This is a genomic window from Streptomyces sp. NPDC059456, from assembly GCF_042750055.1.
Taxonomy (GTDB): domain Bacteria; phylum Actinomycetota; class Actinomycetes; order Streptomycetales; family Streptomycetaceae; genus Streptomyces.
The window spans coordinates 15,482-29,572 of record NZ_JBHYVA010000023.1; the positions used below are offsets into that span (position 1 = coordinate 15,482).

The following is a 14,091-nucleotide window of genomic DNA, read 5'->3' on the forward strand; positions in this document are numbered from 1 at the left end:
GTGGGTCCCTTCCTCCCGGGCCCGGGGGGGCCCAAACCCGCCGTTCTATCCCCCCCCCGCAACCCCCCGCGGGCGGCGGCCGCCGCGGCCCCCCCCTCCCCCCGGGGGCGGCTCCCCACGAACGGGACGGTCGGGAAGTCGGTCGTCCCGGGTACCGAGGGAACTCACGGCAGGGCCACGGCCAAGGCGCTCATCAAGCCCCGGTGTTCCCTGAAGTCGGCTCAGGATCCCGCCCCACCCACCCAGACGCCGGGTCCGACGCCCAGTACGAGCCCTTCTCCGGGAGCGGCAGGCGTCACCTTCGTCTGCGATGGGAAGCCTCTCGCCTTGGACCCGGCGAAGCCGGGCCCGCTGACCAAGCTGGCGAGGGCGCTCTTCACGGTTCGACTGGTCGACTGACACGTACGCGAGATTAAGGAAGCTGCATAGATGAGCACTCGGCACTCGGCAAAGGTCCGCGGGGGAGCGGCTGCCGCAGTTGCGGTCCTCTTGGCGATCGCGGCGACGGGGTGCGGTGGGGGAGACGACAACAAGCCCAAGGCGCCTCAGGACCCGTCGTCGAAGTCCCAAGGGGACTCGCCCGCGGCGCAGGCGCCGAACGGCAGCCCCAAGCCCACGCCGACGGAAGTGCTCGCCACGGTCAACGGTGAAACAGGCATGACCCTGACCATCAACAAGGCGGCACGGGACGCCGGCGGGTTCCTCACCCTGGAAGGCCAGTTGAAGAACACCGGAACCGCTCCCTACGTCAACACGGCCCCATGGCGCGGCAATGAACTCAACTCCAGCGGTGTTTCGGTGGCGGGCGTCACCTTGGTCGACAAGGCCGGGAAGAAGCGCTACTACGTGCTCCGGGACACGGATGGCAGGTGCTTGTGCACCACCGGCCTGGCCATCATCGAAGCCGGGCAGTCCGTACCCTTCTTCGCGCAGTTCCCGGCGCCACCGGCAGCCACCACGGAGGTCGAGATGAGCCTCCCCACCTTCGCCACGGCCACCATCAAAATCTCCGGGTGACCCCATGAATAAACGCCACCGCGTCTCCGCCGCGACAGCCGTCGCCGGTCTCGTCATCGCCGGGGCTCAGTTCATCGGCGCGGCGAGCGCCCACGCCGATGACGTCAAGCCGTCCGTGCCCCCCGGCACCGAACCCTCCGCCGCCGCGCCCGTGCCCATCGACTCCAATGCGCCCGGGCTGAAGATCCCCCAGGGCGGGACCCTGGCTCCGATCAAGGTGCTCGACATCGCCGAGGTCGTCGAGGACCTCGGTGGTGAGCAGCGGCGGCAGGAGACCAATCAGTCCGTGATGATGGCCCTGCAGTCCGAGGTCCTCTTCCCGGAGAACAGCGCCGTCTTCAACGCCCAGGCAGCCGCCCGGATCCAGGCCATCGCCAACGAGATCAACTCCCAGAAGGCGACCCGCGTCCGGGTCTTCGGGTTCACCGACGACCAGGGCAGTTACGAGCACGGCCAGGAGCTCTCGAAGCAGCGCGCCGACGCCGTCCAGGCCGAACTCGCCAAGACCGTCACCGCCCCCGGCGTCATCTACGACGTCCGGGGGTACAGCGAGGACTACCCGATCGCCGACAACAGCACCGAGGAAGGCCGCAAGAAGAACCGCCGCGTCGAGATCACCTTCCCCCGCAGCACCGCCGCCGGCGGCAGCTAGCCCCTGGCGGCGCGGACCGGCCTGGTCCGGCGGCGTGGCCCGGCGGCCCGCTTGGGTGCGTCGGGGTCAGGGCGTGGTGCCCGCCGCGTCGAGGTGCCGGGGCTGTCGGGCCGTGGCTGCGAGCAGGGTTGATGCCGCCCGTCGGGCGTGGTGGGCCGGTTCCGGGCCGGGGGACAGGGCGGCCACTGCCGTCGCGCCCTCGACCAGGATCAGCAGCTGGTCCGCCAGGTCCTCCTGCCCGGGGCCGGCGAGTTCCGCCAGCAGTTCCCGCAGCTCCGACTTGTGGCGGCGTACGACGTCCAGCACCCCGGCGGGGCCGGTGCCCAGTTCGCCGTGCGCGGTCAGGAACGCGCAGCCCCGGAAGTCCGGCTCCGAGAACCAGCGCGCCAGCCAGTCGAAGACCGCCTCGATCGCCCCGGCCGGGTCGGCGGCCTGCGCCACCGCGCCGCGCAGACTTGCCGTCCAGCGCTGGTCGCGGCGTTCGAGGTAGGCCGTGACCAGGGCCTCCTTGGCCGGGAAGATCTTGTAGAGCCGCTTGAGCGGCACTTCCGACGTGCTGCGGATGCGGTCCATGCCGACGGCCTGGATGCCCTCGGCGTAGAACAGCGCCTCCGCCGCGTCCAGCAGCCGGGTGCGGGCCTCTTCGTCGTTCATGACGGCAGCGTAACCCAGAACCGCTTGCTTTGAGAACGGTCGTTCTCTATAGTCGGGCTTGGGTTTTTAACAGGGTTGTCACCATGCGTTACCACCACCCAACGATGTTCGCCCATAACGTGCCCCAGCCCCCCCCCCGGCCCCCCCCCCCCCCCGCCGTGCGCCGGCCCGTGCCGCCGTTCACCGAGGAATCCGCCCTGGCCAAGGTCCAGGCCGCGGAGGACGCGTGGAACAGCCGCGATCCCGAGCGCGTCGCCCTCGCCTACACCGAGGACTCGGTCTGGCGGAACCGCGACCGCTTCCTCGCCGGCCGCGCCGAGATCCGGGCGTTCCTCGCCGAGAAGTGGGAGCGCGAGCTCGACTACCGCCTCCGCAAGGAGCTGTGGGCGTACACCGGCAACCGCATCTCCGTCCGTTTCGAGTACGAGTGGCACGACACCGCCGGCCAGTGGTGGCGCAGCCACGGCAACGAGCAGTGGGAGTTCGACGACAACGGGCTGATGCGCCGCCGTGAGGCCAGCATCAACGACGTCCCGATCAGCGCCGAGGACCGCCGCCTCGTCTGAACCGTCGCCAGGTGTGCCGTGCGCCGGCCCGCGGTATGTCTGTGCGCGGGCGCTCGGGCCCCCTCGCGGCCCCAGGTGAGGAGACTCGGCATGGCACGGGTTCGGGTGAACGGAGCGGACCTGCACTACGAGGTCGTGGGCGAGGGAGAACCCCTGGTCCTCGTCCACGGCTCGTGGGTCGACCACGAAACCTGGCGGCGCGTGGTGCCCCGCCTCGCGCAGTCGTTCCGGGTGCTGGTCTACGACCGGCGCGGCCACAGCCGGAGCGACTGTCCGCCGGTCCGGGGCAGCCGGCGGCAGGACGAGGACGACCTCGCCTCGCTCATCGAGCTCCTCGGCGCGCCGGCCCACGTGGCAGGGAACTCCTTCGGGGCTTCGACCGCGCTCGGCCTCGCCTCCCGCCGCCCCGAACTGCTGCGCACGCTGACCGCACACGAGCCGCCGCTCATGGACGTCGTGGGCGACGAGGACCGCGAACTGCGCCTGCTGATGCGGGCCATGGAAGCCGCCCTCGACGGCGTCCTCGCGGCCCTGCGGGCCGGTGAGGACCGGGCCGGCGCGCAGCGGTTCGTGGACGACGTCGCCATCGGGCCGGGTGGCTGGGAGCAGTTGCCGGAGCGGGTCCGCGAGACGTTCGCCGCCAACGCCTCCACGTTCGCCGACGAGATGGCCGACCCGGACTGGTCGCGCATCGACCTCGCCGGGCTCTGCGGCTACCAGGGCCCCGCCCTGCTGACCTTCGGCAGTGAGAGCCCGCCGTGGTTCCCGGTGATCGTCGGCAAGCTCGCCACCGCGCTCGGTCGGGCGCGGATGCGGACGCTGGAGGAGGACGGCCACGTCCCCCACCTCACCCATCCGGAGCGCTACGCCGACTCCCTCGCCGCCTTCATCCGCTCCGCGGACCGGCCGCCGGCCGGGTGAGCTTCATCTGCGGGCGGCTCCCAGTCCCGTCAGGGCCCGGGTGACCAGGTCGGCCTGGTGGGTGGCGCCGCGGAGGTTGGGGTGCAGGACCGTGCACGCCTCCCCGTCGCCGGGGACCAGCCGGCACAGCCGGGAGGGCGGGTCGCCCTGGGTGCCGGAGCCGGTCAGGTCGTCCTTGATCCCGTACATCCACCGCTGGTCCTTGCCCGCGCAGACGCCGTGCCCGGTGCTGGAGGCGTACGTGTCGACGTAGACGGCGCCGGCCCGCTCGGCCTGGCTGCGCAGGACGGTGTTGACCCGGCGCTCCAGGGTGTCGAGGAAGGACATGTCCCCCTTGGTGACGGTGCCGAGCTGTCGCCACGAGCCGAACGAGCAGCCGGCGCGGTCCGCGACGACGGCCGGATAGCCGACGACCGCGACCTTGGCGTGGGGCGCGCGGGTCCGGATCTCCTTGAGGGTGGTCGCGAAGTCAGCCTCCAGGGCGGTGAACCTGCCGTTCAGCGGAGCCGCTCCGGGACCCCGCGTGTAGTGGGTGGAGCAGGGGCTGCCGATCCCGAAGGCCGCCATGCCCTGCTCGACGCACTTCTTGACGATCTCGACGAACCCGACCGAGTTGCCGCCGATGCCGAGGGTCACGAGATCGGTGGCGGCGGTGACGGCCTTGATCTGGGCCGGCCGCGGTGCCCAGCCGGACCTGGGGGGTACGGACGGGGGGCCGGCCAGCTCGGTCTGTGGCTCCAGGACCCCGGCTCTGACCTCGGCGGCGGAACAGGTGACGTCGGTCAGGCGCAGGTTGAGGCGGTGGGCGCTCTGCCGGGGGTAACTGGAGGCGGAACGGCCGCAGCCGTCATCGGTGGCCCAGGGGCGGACGAAGGCGCCGGCGCTGTAGGAGTCGCCGAGGGCGGTGTAGTCGAGGGGGACGGGAAGCGGCGCGGCTGTGGCAGGCGCCGGAGCGGCGGTGAGCGCCAGCAGGGCGAGCGCGCTCACCAGGGCCGACCTGGTGCGGGATGGCATGACGGTGTCCTTCGCTCGGGCGCCGTGCGGCCGGTCCGGATGGCGCTCTTCACCGAAGGTAGCCGATTCGATTACGGAGAGTAGCGAACCGTCCCGCAAACCCCCGGATCGGGTGACGTGAGGGGCTCGAGGGCCGTCACGGGCCGGTTCGCGGCGCACTCAAGTCCCGCCGGGCCGCCCCGGGTCGGGCCGGCGCCCGGCCGGTCGGCCGTCAGTGGGTCTGGTGGGCCTGCGTGATGAGGTCCGTGGCGACTTCGAGGGCCGCCAGCCGGGTCTCCTCCGGGTCGCCCTCCACGTGCTGGAGGAACATCATTCCCGCGTGCAGGGTGAACAGGGCGCTCACGCAGCGGACCTGGTCCGCCAGCGGTCCGTCCTCCGTGCGGAGCAGTTCGACCAGGGTGAACAGCCGGCGCTTCACCGTCTCGCCGATGCTCAGCTCGCGCATCGTCGCCTGGTTCTCCTGCATGAAGCGGTACAGCGGCGCGCCCGCCGCCATCGCCTCGCTGTAGCGCCGCAGCACCTCGCGCTTGGTGTCCAGCGTCGGCGGCTGCTGCTGCGCCCACTCGATCAGCTCGTCGATCGGCCTGGTCAGGTCCTCGAAAACGCTGATGATGATGTCTTCCTTGGTCTTGAAGTGGTAGTACAGCGCCGCCTTCGTGACCTCCAGCCGCTCCGCGATCTCGCGCAGCGACGTCTTCTCGTACCCCTGCTCGGCGAAGAGCTCCAGTGCGATGTCCTGGATGCGCTGACGCGTGTTGCCGCGGCGCGCCTGCGGACTGCTGCTGGACATGGCTCTCCCCAATATTGCTTACTTGACGCCCGGCTAGTTACGGGTCTACCTTCCCCTAGTGTAGTGAACTAGCCGGGCGGCAAGTAAGGGCCCGGAGCAGGTGGGTAAACGGGGAGTGGACATGGCTGAAAACATAAAGACGGCAGAGGTCTCCGAGGAGGTGAAGCCGCGCAGCGTCCGTGTCGTCCTCATGGCCCTCATGATCGCAATGCTCCTGGCCATGCTGGACAACATGATCATCGGTACCGCGATGCCGACGATCGTCGGCGAACTCGGTGGTCTGGAGCACCTCTCCTGGGTGGTCACCGCGTACACGCTGGCCACCGCGGCCTCCACCCCCATCTGGGGCAAGCTCGGCGACATGTACGGGCGGAAGGGCTCCTTCCTCACCTCCATCGTCATCTTCCTGATCGGCTCCGCGCTCAGCGGCATGGCCCAGGACATGGGTCAGCTGATCGGCTTCCGCGCCGTCCAGGGCCTGGGCGCCGGCGGTCTGATGGTCGGTGTCATGGCGATCATCGGTGACCTGATCCCGCCCCGTGAACGCGGCAAGTACCAGGGCATGATGGCCGGCGTGATGGCCCTCGCCATGATCGGCGGACCGCTGGTCGGCGGCACCATCACCGACCACATGGGCTGGCGCTGGTCCTTCTACATCAACCTGCCGCTCGGTGCCGTCGCGCTCGCGATGGTCACCGCCGTCCTGCACCTGCCGAAGAAGAAGGCCCAGGGCAAGATCGACTACCTGGGTGCCGCGCTGCTGACCATCGCCATCACCTCGACCGTGCTGGTCACGACCTGGGGCGGCACCGAGTACGCCTGGGGCTCCGCGGAGATCATCGGCCTGATCGTCGTCGGCATCGTGTCGATCGCCGCCTTCCTCTTCGCCGAGACCAGGGCCGCCGAGCCCGTCATGCCGCTGCACATCTTCCGCAGCCGCAACTTCACGCTCATGTCGGTCATCGGCTTCCTCGTCGGCTTCGCGATGTTCGGCGGAGTGCTCTACCTCCCGCTCTTCCAGCAGTCGGTCCAGGGCGCCTCCGCCACCAACTCCGGCCTGCTGCTGCTGCCGATGCTCCTGTCGATGATGGTCGTCTCGCTGATCGCGGGCCGGATCACCACCAGCAGCGGCAAGTACAAGATGTTCCCCATCATCGGCGGCGGGCTGATGGTCATCGGCATGTACCTGCTGGCCACGATGGACACGGACACCACCCGGCTGATCTCGGGCGTCTACATGGCCGTCCTCGGCGCCGGCCTCGGCTTCCTGATGCAGATCACCATGCTGGTCGCGCAGAACAGCGTGGACATGAAGGACATGGGCGTCGCGTCCTCCTCGGCCACCCTCTTCCGCACGCTCGGCGGCTCGTTCGGCGTCGCCCTGATGGGCTCGCTGTTCACCAGCCGGGTCACGGACACCATGAGCGAGCGCCTCGGCCCGCAGGCCGCCCAGGCCGCCGGCTCCGCGCAGCTCGACGCCGCCAGCCTGGCGAAGCTGCCGGAGGCGGTGCGCGACGCCTACCAGCACGCGGTCGCCGCCGGTACGCACTCCGCGTTCCTGCTCGGCGCGTTCATCGCCGTACTGGGCTTCGCGGCCGCCTGGTTCGTCAAGGAGGTCCCGCTGCGCGGTGCGGGCCCCCAGGCCGCGGGAGCGGCGGACGGCAAGGCGGTTCCGGCTCCGGCCGAGTCCTTCTCGCACTGACGCGTACGGCGCAGCCAGCCCGGCCCCGGGGGATTTTCCGCCGGGGCCGGGTTTTTGCATGCGCCGAAGCGGTTACAGGCGTTGTTGTGGTTTCGTCCTGTTTCGCATGGGGGCGAAATCGGGACGACCAAGGATCAAGATCCCACGGGATGAATTTTACGGGGGAACCGGCGGGAACCTCCTCCGCGTCACGGGTCGTCCTGGAGGACAGAGCGCAGGCAAAAGCGGTTGGGGAGGGGACGGTTCATGGGCTTCACGACGCGCACGAACGGGCAGGGCGGCGTCCGCGCAGGGGTGGTCGTCGTGGCGGCGGCCGTCGCCGTCGCCGGGACGGCGTGGGGCGTGACGGCCCTCGTCGAACCGGGGCACGGACGGCAGGGCCAGGGGAACGCGGCGCTCCGGCCCGGCGGCGGCGAGGCCGCCGGCAAGGACGACGGCGCCGGTACGGACGACGGCGCCGCGGGCGGCGAAGGCGGCGAGGGCAAGGACGACGGCTCGCACCGCGGCGAGGGCGGGGACGACGGCTCGAAGGGCGGCGCGGCCCAAGGCGCGGGCGGCTCGGCGCACTCGGGGATACCCGACGGCATAGCCCACGCCTCCGAGAGCGGAGGCAACGCCGTCAACATCACCATCGACGACGGCCCCGACCCGCAGTGGACCCCCCGGGTCCTCGCCGTGCTGAAGAAGTACGACGTGAAGGCGACCTTCTGCATGATCGGGCCGCAGGCCAGGGCCCACCCCGACGTGGTCAAGCGCGTCGTCGCCGCCGGCCACCGGCTCTGCGACCACACCGCGGACCACGACACGGCCATGGACAAGAAGCCCGTCGCCTACCAGCAGAAGCAGATCCTGGACGCGAAGAAGATGATCGAGGACGCGGCGGGCGGCGGCGCCAAGGTGGAGTACTACCGCGCCCCCGGCGGCGCGTTCACCCCCGACAGCCGCCGCATCGCCGCCGCGAACGGCATGCGCCCGCTCGGGTGGAACGTCGACACCAAGGACTTCGGCAAGCCGGGCGTCGCCGCCATCGTCAACGCGGTCAAGAACGAGATCCGCAACGGCCCGACGGTCCTCTTCCACGACGGCGGCGGCAACCGCGCGCAGACCGTCGAGGCCCTCGACCAGGTGCTGGCCTGGCTGAAGCAGCAGGGCCGCCCCACCGGATTCCCCGTGCGCACGGCCCCCGACGCCTCCTGACACGCCGTCCGGTGGCGAACGGGTGAGGGTCGCCGCACCGGCGCCGCACGCGGTGTTCCCTGGTCGCGCACAGAGCCCTGCACGCAGCCCCACCCGTCCGGCACCAGCCGCGCACCCGTCCCGTACGCAGTCCGCACGCAGCCCGCATGCAGCCCGTACGACAGCCCAGGAGGCCCCCGTGATCCCGTCGAGCCAGCTGACCGACCCCGCCGTCCGCGCCTTCGTCACCGCCGTCAACGCGGGGGACCGGGACGCCTTCCGTGCCGTCCTCACCGAGGGCGCCACCATGTCCGACGACGGCTCGGACCGCGACCTCGACCAGTGGGCCGAGAAGGAGATCTGGTCCTCCGCCGGCCACATGGACGTCGAGGCCGAGGCCGACGGCGGCCGCTCCCTCGTCGTCAGCTACCGCAACGACACCTGGGGCGAGATGCGCACCGCCTGGCGGTTCGCCACCAACGGCGACGGGCGCATCAGCCGCTTCGAGACCGGTCAGGCCTGACCCGCGCCGTCCTGCCGCGCCGCCGCCCGCAGGACCGCCGCCGCCAGGCGGCCGTTCTCGGGGGCGGCCCCGCCCGGGAATCCGAACCGGCGGCGCGTGTACCCGTACGCGATCCCCGTCGCCGGGTCCGCCCAGCCCAGGCCGCCCGCCGCGCCGCTGTGCCCGAAGGCCCGCGGGCCCACCGCGTGCTGCCGCTCGAAGCCCAGCCCGAAGTGGTCCGTCTCCGCGGTCACCCGGTCCTCGCCCGGGGTGTGGGGCCGCGCGAACTCGGCCGCCGTCCGCGGTTCCAGCAGCGCGGGCCGGCCCTCCACCTCGCTGATCGCCGCCGCGTACAGGGCGGCGACCGCGCGCGCCGTGCCGATGCCGCCGGCCGATGCCGGGCCCAGGGCCTTCACCTTCGGGTGGTTGGCGTACGCCACCAGGTCCGTCGGCGTCCCGCGGTGCGCGTTGAAGGCGACCGGCAGCAGCTCCGGGAGCGGGGCGCCCGCCGTCCGGGCGGCCAGCTGCTCCGGCGTCGGCAGCATGTCCAGGACCGGCTTCCAGCGCCCCTCCAGCTCCTCGGGCAGGCCCAGGTACAGGTCCAGCCCGTACGGGGCCCGGATCCGCTCCTCGAACACCTCCTGGAGGGACCTGCCGGTGACCCGCCGGACCACCTCGCCGGTCAGCGCGCCGATCACCAGGGCGTGGTACCCGTACGCCGTCCCGGGCTCCCAGTACGGCTCCTGCACGGCCAGCCGTGCCGCGACCAGCGCGTCGTCCGCGAGCTCGGCGTAGTCGAAGCCCTCGGTTGTGTTGATCAGCCCGGACTGGTGCGAGACCAGCTGCCGCACCGTCAGACGCTCCTTGCCGCCGCCGGTGAACTCCGGCCAGTACGCCGACACCGGGCGCTCCAGGTCCAGTACGCCGTCCTGCACGAGCAGCGCGACCACCAGGTGCGCGGCGCCCTTGCTGATCGAGTAGACCCCGCTCAGGGTGGCGCCGTCGGTGTCCTCGCCGGCCCACAGGTCGACCACGCGGCGGCCGTCCCGGTACACCGCCAGCTGGGCCTCGGGGGAGTGCGCCTCGGCCGCGACGAACGCCTCGAACTCCGCGCGCACGGGCTCCCAGCCCGCCGCCACCGTGCCGTTCACCCTCACGTTCGCACTCACGCTCATCCGGGGCCTCCCCAGTCCGTTCCGCACCGTCGCGTCCTCCCGGGGAACGGAAGATGATCATGGGATATTCCGGTGTGCCCATCCCGTACGGGTGAAAGCGCCCCCGGCCTCGTTCCGGCCCGCGGAGGGCCCCCGTTGGACCGGGCATGAAGCGCACCCGCACCGCCGCTCTCGCCTTCGCCGTCGCCGCCGTGGCGGCCCTCCCCGCTCTCGGCCGGGCCGCCACCGCGGCGGACGGCACGTACCTCCAGGACCCGTCCGGCGGCGAGAAGAACATGAAGTCGCAGTGGACCAAGGACGACATGCACAAGGTGGAAGGGCAGTTCCGCTTCTATCCCGGAGTGCAGTACAAGACGGTCACCCGCCCCGGTCCCCCGGGCGCCCCCGAGTACGAGCGGAAGACCGCCGACCCCAAGACCCTGGCGTGGCAGCCCTCGTTCGACTTCGGCTGGGCGGTGTCGGACTCGACGCTGGTGAAGAAGGCCGTGACCACCAAGGACGGCAAGCACCCGATCGTCGTGCACGCCGTACTGCGGCGCTCGTCGGACCACGCCAAGGCGGCCGAGGTGCACAAGGAGCTGACCGGACAGCCGGCGACGGGACGCGTCAGGCTCCCGGGCGGAAAGCGGATCGCCTGCGACACGGGCGAGTACACGGTGGAGTGGTCGGTCACCCGCTCGGGCTACGGGACGCTCACGGGCACGCTGCCCTGGGACTCCGGCTGCGAGCGGTACCGGACGGCGTTCTCCACGGAGAACGGCAAGGTCTGACCCGGAAACCGGCGGAGCGCAGCGGACGCGGAAGCGCGGAAGCGGGGAAAGGGAAGGGCCGGCCGCCCTGCGCACCTTGTGGGCGCTCGGCGGGCGACTGGTCCGCGGCCTTGGATCAAGAGCCGTGGCAGCCATTCTGCCGCACGGGATGGGATGCGGCAGGGGCGAAAGTCCCGTGTCGGACGGGATGTTCGGCATTCTGGGTTCGGAGCGGGAGCGGGAGCCGTAGCCGTAGCCGTAGTTGGCGCCGAACGGTCAGTGCTTCTTCTTGGTCTCCTCGTTCGCCTTGGCGGCGATCTCCTCCAGCACCTTCTTCGGGTCGCCGCCCGGTTCCACGGCCCGGCCGATGCTGCGCTTGATGGTGTCGCTGACCGTCACCCACGACGGGTCGTTCACCGGGTACAGCTGCGCACCGCGCAGGGCCGTCAGGAAGAACTGGTCGTTGTTGTCGAGGCCGCCGCCGGACGGGGTGCGGGAGGCGGAGACGGTCGACGGCAGCAGGTGGTAACGGCCCGCGAAGTCCGTCAGGTTCTTGTCCTGGTAGATGAAGTCCAGGAACTTGCCGATCTCGGTGCGCCTGCCGTTCTGCTTGAACGCCATCATCCAGTCGGCGACGCCCACGGCCGGCGGGGTCTCCCCGGCGCCGATGGTGTCCGACACGGGCATGGGCGCGGTGCGGACGTCGATGCCCTTGGCCCGTGCCTCGTGCAGGAGTTGCGGGTAGCCGTTCAGCATGCCGACCTCACCGCGCACGAAGGCGGCGAAGGCGTCGGCGCGGTTCAGCTGCGACGGCGGGACGGGCCCGGTCAGGCCGGCGCCGACGAGGTTGTCCTTCAGCCAGCGGAAGGTCTGGATGTTCTGGTCGGAGGCCAGGTTGTAGTTGCCGCCGCTGTCGACGTAGCCGCCGCCGTTGCTCAGCTCCCAGATCATCGCCTCGGCGTGCGCCTCCTCCGGGCCCAGGGGCAGGGCGTACGGGTACTTCACGCCCTTGTCCTTGAGCGCCTTGGCGGCGGACTTCAGGTCGGACCAGGTCTTCGGCTCGCCGACCCCGGCCTGCTTGAGGAGGCCCTGGTTGTAGAAGAGGAGCCGGCTGCTCGCCACCCAGGGCAGGCCGTACAGGGTGTTGCCGACCGAACCGGCCTCGGCCAGCGGCTGGAGGAAGTTCGCCTCGGCGGTCACCGACAGGAGTTCGTCCGCCGAATAGAGTTTGCCCTGCGCCGCGAAGTCCGAGTACGAGCCCATCAGAGCCATGTCCGGCGCATTGCCGGCCTTGACCATACGGGAGACCTCGCGGTCGATGTCGGCCCAGGGCAGGAGCTCGACCTCGACCTTGATGCCGGGATTGGTTTTGGTGAAATCGGCCGTCACCTTGTCCCAGAAGGCTTTGGAACTGGTGGCCTGGTTGTCTCCGTATTCGGCGGCGACCAGGCGCAGTGTGCCGCTGTCACCTGCGCTGTTTCCTGAACCGCCGCATCCGGACAGCGGGATCAGCAGACCGAGCACGACCGCGGTCGCGCCCGCCCCGAAGATTCTTCGTCGCACGGGTGTATTCCTCTGAATTTCTTTTGATTCCCGTTACTGCTTATGAGTTGCTCCGGGCCGGGGTGTCCGTCCATGGCCCGTTGGCCGGAATTCTCTCCTGTGCGGGGGCGGTTGGTTCCATTGGGGCGGAACTTGTGGGCAATGCTCCAAGTGCGACTTTTCCGGCTGGTGTTTTCCGATATGTGATCAACAAATCGGACGCGCGTAGACATGCCGAAAAGCCCGATTCCGGCCCATTGGCTCCGCGGAACGGGTCGAGGGGTGCGGATCAGGTCAGTCGGCGAACTCGCCGGCGTACGGGTCGGGCTCGCCCGTCTCCGGGTTGCGGCCCTCCTGCCAGCGCCGCTGGGCCTTGCGCCAGTGCACGAAGCTGAGGTGCCCGCCGTCCCAGAAGGTGATGCTGACCGGGCTCACGTCGAACTCGTCGGAGCACAGCCGGAACAGGAACTCGGCCATGCCGTACGGGTAGACCGCGAAGGAGTCCGCGGTGTGCCGGCCGACCACCAGGACGGGCCAGCGGTCCGGATCGGCGTCGGTCGTGAGCCAGCACAGGATGTCCGAGCCGCCGGTCACCCCCCACGCGATGATCGACTCGGGGTCCACGTCGAAGGCCGCCCGGCCGCCCTCCGCCTCCCAGAGCTGACGGGCGTTGGCGGTCTCCTCGGCCATCTCGGCCGGATCCCACTGGAGCCCGGGCTTGGGCAGCGGAAGGAGGATGCTGGCCTCGCCGTTGATGGAGCCCGCGCCGAAGCGGCCCATGAAGGCGATGAAATCGGCCGGGAACCGGGTCCGCCAAACGGCCTCGGCCGCAGGCCAGTCGACGTCCTCGTCGGCACCGTGCGTCGCCGGCATGATCTGCTCCAGCGCCTTGATCCGCGCGTTCTCCGTCATGCCGCTCCCCTGAGACCCCAGCTCAACCGCCCCAACCTACCGCCGGGGCGGCGCGCGGCCTAGCCGTGGCCGGGACGGGCGCCCGGCCCTTCGGGGGCGGTGATGCCCAACTGCGAGCCGACCCGCAGGCCCCAGGCCGCCATGGCCCCCGCCTCGGCCTCCAGGACGTGCCGGGACCGGAGCCGGGGCAGCCCGAGCCGGCCCGGGACCATCGTGGTCAGGGCGATGACGCGCAGCCGCCGGTCGAGGTACGCCACGTCGATCGCGAACCGCATCCGGAACGTGTGCACGCTCCCGGCCGGGGTGAGGAGCAGGGCGGCGCCGGGGATGCCGTCGCGGCCGAGGAGCCCGCGGGTCCGGGCCCGGTAGGACGCCGCGATCTCCAGCGGCACCGGCGCCCGCCCCGGCCCGAGGAGGAGCAGGCCGTTGCTGGTGGTCATGGCCGCCAGGGTAGGGGCGGTTGGGCCCCCGGGCCCATGCGGGTGCCGGTGTCTGCGCCTACCTTCGGCGGATGGGGCTGGTCGTGATCGTCGTTGCCGCGGTCGCCTACGGCGCGGCGGCGGGGCTGCTGCTGCCGAGGGCGGCGTACCGGTTGTCGGTCGAGCCGGGGGCCGGGTGGCGCGGGACCTGCCCCGCGGGCCATCCGATCCCGGGCTGGCTGGGCCCGCCCCGCTGCCGTCCCGCTGCCGCGCAGCCCCGGCCCCGCCCCGCCCCCGCGC

15 protein-coding genes and 1 pseudogene are annotated in these 14,091 nt (G+C 71.2%); 9 read left to right on the top strand and 7 right to left on the bottom strand.

Features of this window, described 5'->3' with window-relative positions; translation table 11 throughout:
* The first annotated feature begins 429 nt into the window (after positions 1-429).
* Both ACFXA3_RS04145 and ACFXA3_RS04150 read left to right on the top strand, forming a co-directional pair.
* A complete protein-coding gene (locus ACFXA3_RS04145) occupies positions 430-1,017 on the top strand; it encodes a hypothetical protein (RefSeq protein ID WP_385181630.1) in 588 nt (195 codons plus the stop codon).
* A gap of 4 nt (positions 1,018-1,021) precedes the next feature.
* Positions 1,022-1,669 (top strand): OmpA family protein, encoded by a 648-nt coding sequence (locus tag ACFXA3_RS04150; protein ID WP_385181633.1) that lies wholly within the window; start codon positions 1,022-1,024, stop codon positions 1,667-1,669.
* 66 nt (positions 1,670-1,735) lie between these two features.
* On the opposite strand, the gene ACFXA3_RS04155 is transcribed toward ACFXA3_RS04150, so the two are convergent.
* Positions 1,736-2,323, bottom strand: coding sequence for a TetR/AcrR family transcriptional regulator (locus ACFXA3_RS04155; RefSeq protein ID WP_385181636.1), 588 nt, complete (start codon positions 2,321-2,323; stop codon positions 1,736-1,738).
* Positions 2,324-2,427: 104 nt separating this feature from the next.
* Here ACFXA3_RS04155 and ACFXA3_RS04160 point away from each other — a divergent pair, with 104 nt between their 5' ends.
* The gene (locus tag ACFXA3_RS04160) at positions 2,428-2,889 is read left to right on the top strand and encodes a nuclear transport factor 2 family protein (protein WP_385181639.1); all 462 of its coding nucleotides are present in this window, start codon (positions 2,428-2,430) and stop codon (positions 2,887-2,889) included.
* Between the two features lie 90 nt (positions 2,890-2,979).
* Positions 2,980-3,810, top strand: coding sequence for an alpha/beta fold hydrolase (locus ACFXA3_RS04165; protein ID WP_385181642.1), 831 nt, complete (start codon positions 2,980-2,982; stop codon positions 3,808-3,810).
* 3 nt (positions 3,811-3,813) lie between these two features.
* On the opposite strand, the gene ACFXA3_RS04170 is transcribed toward ACFXA3_RS04165, so the two are convergent.
* Positions 3,814-4,824 (bottom strand): SGNH/GDSL hydrolase family protein, encoded by a 1,011-nt coding sequence (locus tag ACFXA3_RS04170; RefSeq protein WP_385181645.1) that lies wholly within the window; start codon positions 4,822-4,824, stop codon positions 3,814-3,816.
* Positions 4,825-5,035: 211 nt separating this feature from the next.
* Positions 5,036-5,614 carry a TetR/AcrR family transcriptional regulator gene (locus ACFXA3_RS04175; RefSeq protein ID WP_385181648.1) on the bottom strand — a complete coding sequence of 193 codons (579 nt, stop codon included), beginning with the start codon at positions 5,612-5,614 and terminating at the stop codon, positions 5,036-5,038.
* 121 nt (positions 5,615-5,735) lie between these two features.
* Between ACFXA3_RS04175 and ACFXA3_RS04180 the strand changes: the two genes are divergently transcribed.
* The 3 genes from ACFXA3_RS04180 (at position 5,736) to ACFXA3_RS04190 (ending at position 9,015) form a co-directional block, all read left to right on the top strand.
* Positions 5,736-7,316, top strand: coding sequence for an MDR family MFS transporter (locus ACFXA3_RS04180; RefSeq protein ID WP_385181651.1), 1,581 nt, complete (start codon positions 5,736-5,738; stop codon positions 7,314-7,316).
* Between the two features lie 246 nt (positions 7,317-7,562).
* A complete protein-coding gene (locus ACFXA3_RS04185; RefSeq protein ID WP_385181653.1) occupies positions 7,563-8,513 on the top strand; it encodes a polysaccharide deacetylase family protein in 951 nt (316 codons plus the stop codon).
* Between the two features lie 178 nt (positions 8,514-8,691).
* Complete coding sequence (locus ACFXA3_RS04190) at positions 8,692-9,015, top strand: nuclear transport factor 2 family protein (RefSeq protein ID WP_385181656.1); 324 nt, start codon at positions 8,692-8,694, stop codon at positions 9,013-9,015.
* Here the strand turns inward: ACFXA3_RS04190 and ACFXA3_RS04195 are convergent.
* Positions 9,006-10,169 carry a serine hydrolase domain-containing protein gene (locus ACFXA3_RS04195; RefSeq protein ID WP_385181659.1) on the bottom strand — a complete coding sequence of 388 codons (1,164 nt, stop codon included), beginning with the start codon at positions 10,167-10,169 and terminating at the stop codon, positions 9,006-9,008. The two genes, ACFXA3_RS04190 and ACFXA3_RS04195, sit on opposite strands and share 10 nt — an antisense overlap.
* 146 nt (positions 10,170-10,315) lie before the next feature.
* On the opposite strand from ACFXA3_RS04195, the gene ACFXA3_RS04200 reads away from it, so the two are divergent.
* Complete coding sequence (locus tag ACFXA3_RS04200; protein WP_385181662.1) at positions 10,316-10,939, top strand: hypothetical protein; 624 nt, start codon at positions 10,316-10,318, stop codon at positions 10,937-10,939.
* 255 nt (positions 10,940-11,194) lie between these two features.
* Here ACFXA3_RS04200 and ACFXA3_RS04205 read toward each other — a convergent pair whose 3' ends face one another.
* The 3 genes from ACFXA3_RS04205 to ACFXA3_RS04215 form a co-directional block, all read right to left on the bottom strand.
* Positions 11,195-12,481: an ABC transporter substrate-binding protein gene (locus tag ACFXA3_RS04205; RefSeq protein ID WP_385181665.1), complete on the bottom strand. Its 1,287-nt coding sequence runs from the start codon at positions 12,479-12,481 to the stop codon at positions 11,195-11,197.
* A 273-nt stretch (positions 12,482-12,754) separates the two neighbouring features.
* Positions 12,755-13,372, bottom strand: coding sequence for an SMI1/KNR4 family protein (locus tag ACFXA3_RS04210; protein ID WP_385181667.1), 618 nt, complete (start codon positions 13,370-13,372; stop codon positions 12,755-12,757).
* Positions 13,373-13,431: 59 nt separating this feature from the next.
* Positions 13,432-13,812: a DUF192 domain-containing protein gene (locus ACFXA3_RS04215; protein ID WP_385181670.1), complete on the bottom strand. Its 381-nt coding sequence runs from the start codon at positions 13,810-13,812 to the stop codon at positions 13,432-13,434.
* Between the two features lie 71 nt (positions 13,813-13,883).
* Between ACFXA3_RS04215 and ACFXA3_RS04220 the strand changes: the two are divergent.
* Positions 13,884-14,091, top strand: a pseudogene (locus tag ACFXA3_RS04220) (prepilin peptidase); the annotation flags it as partial.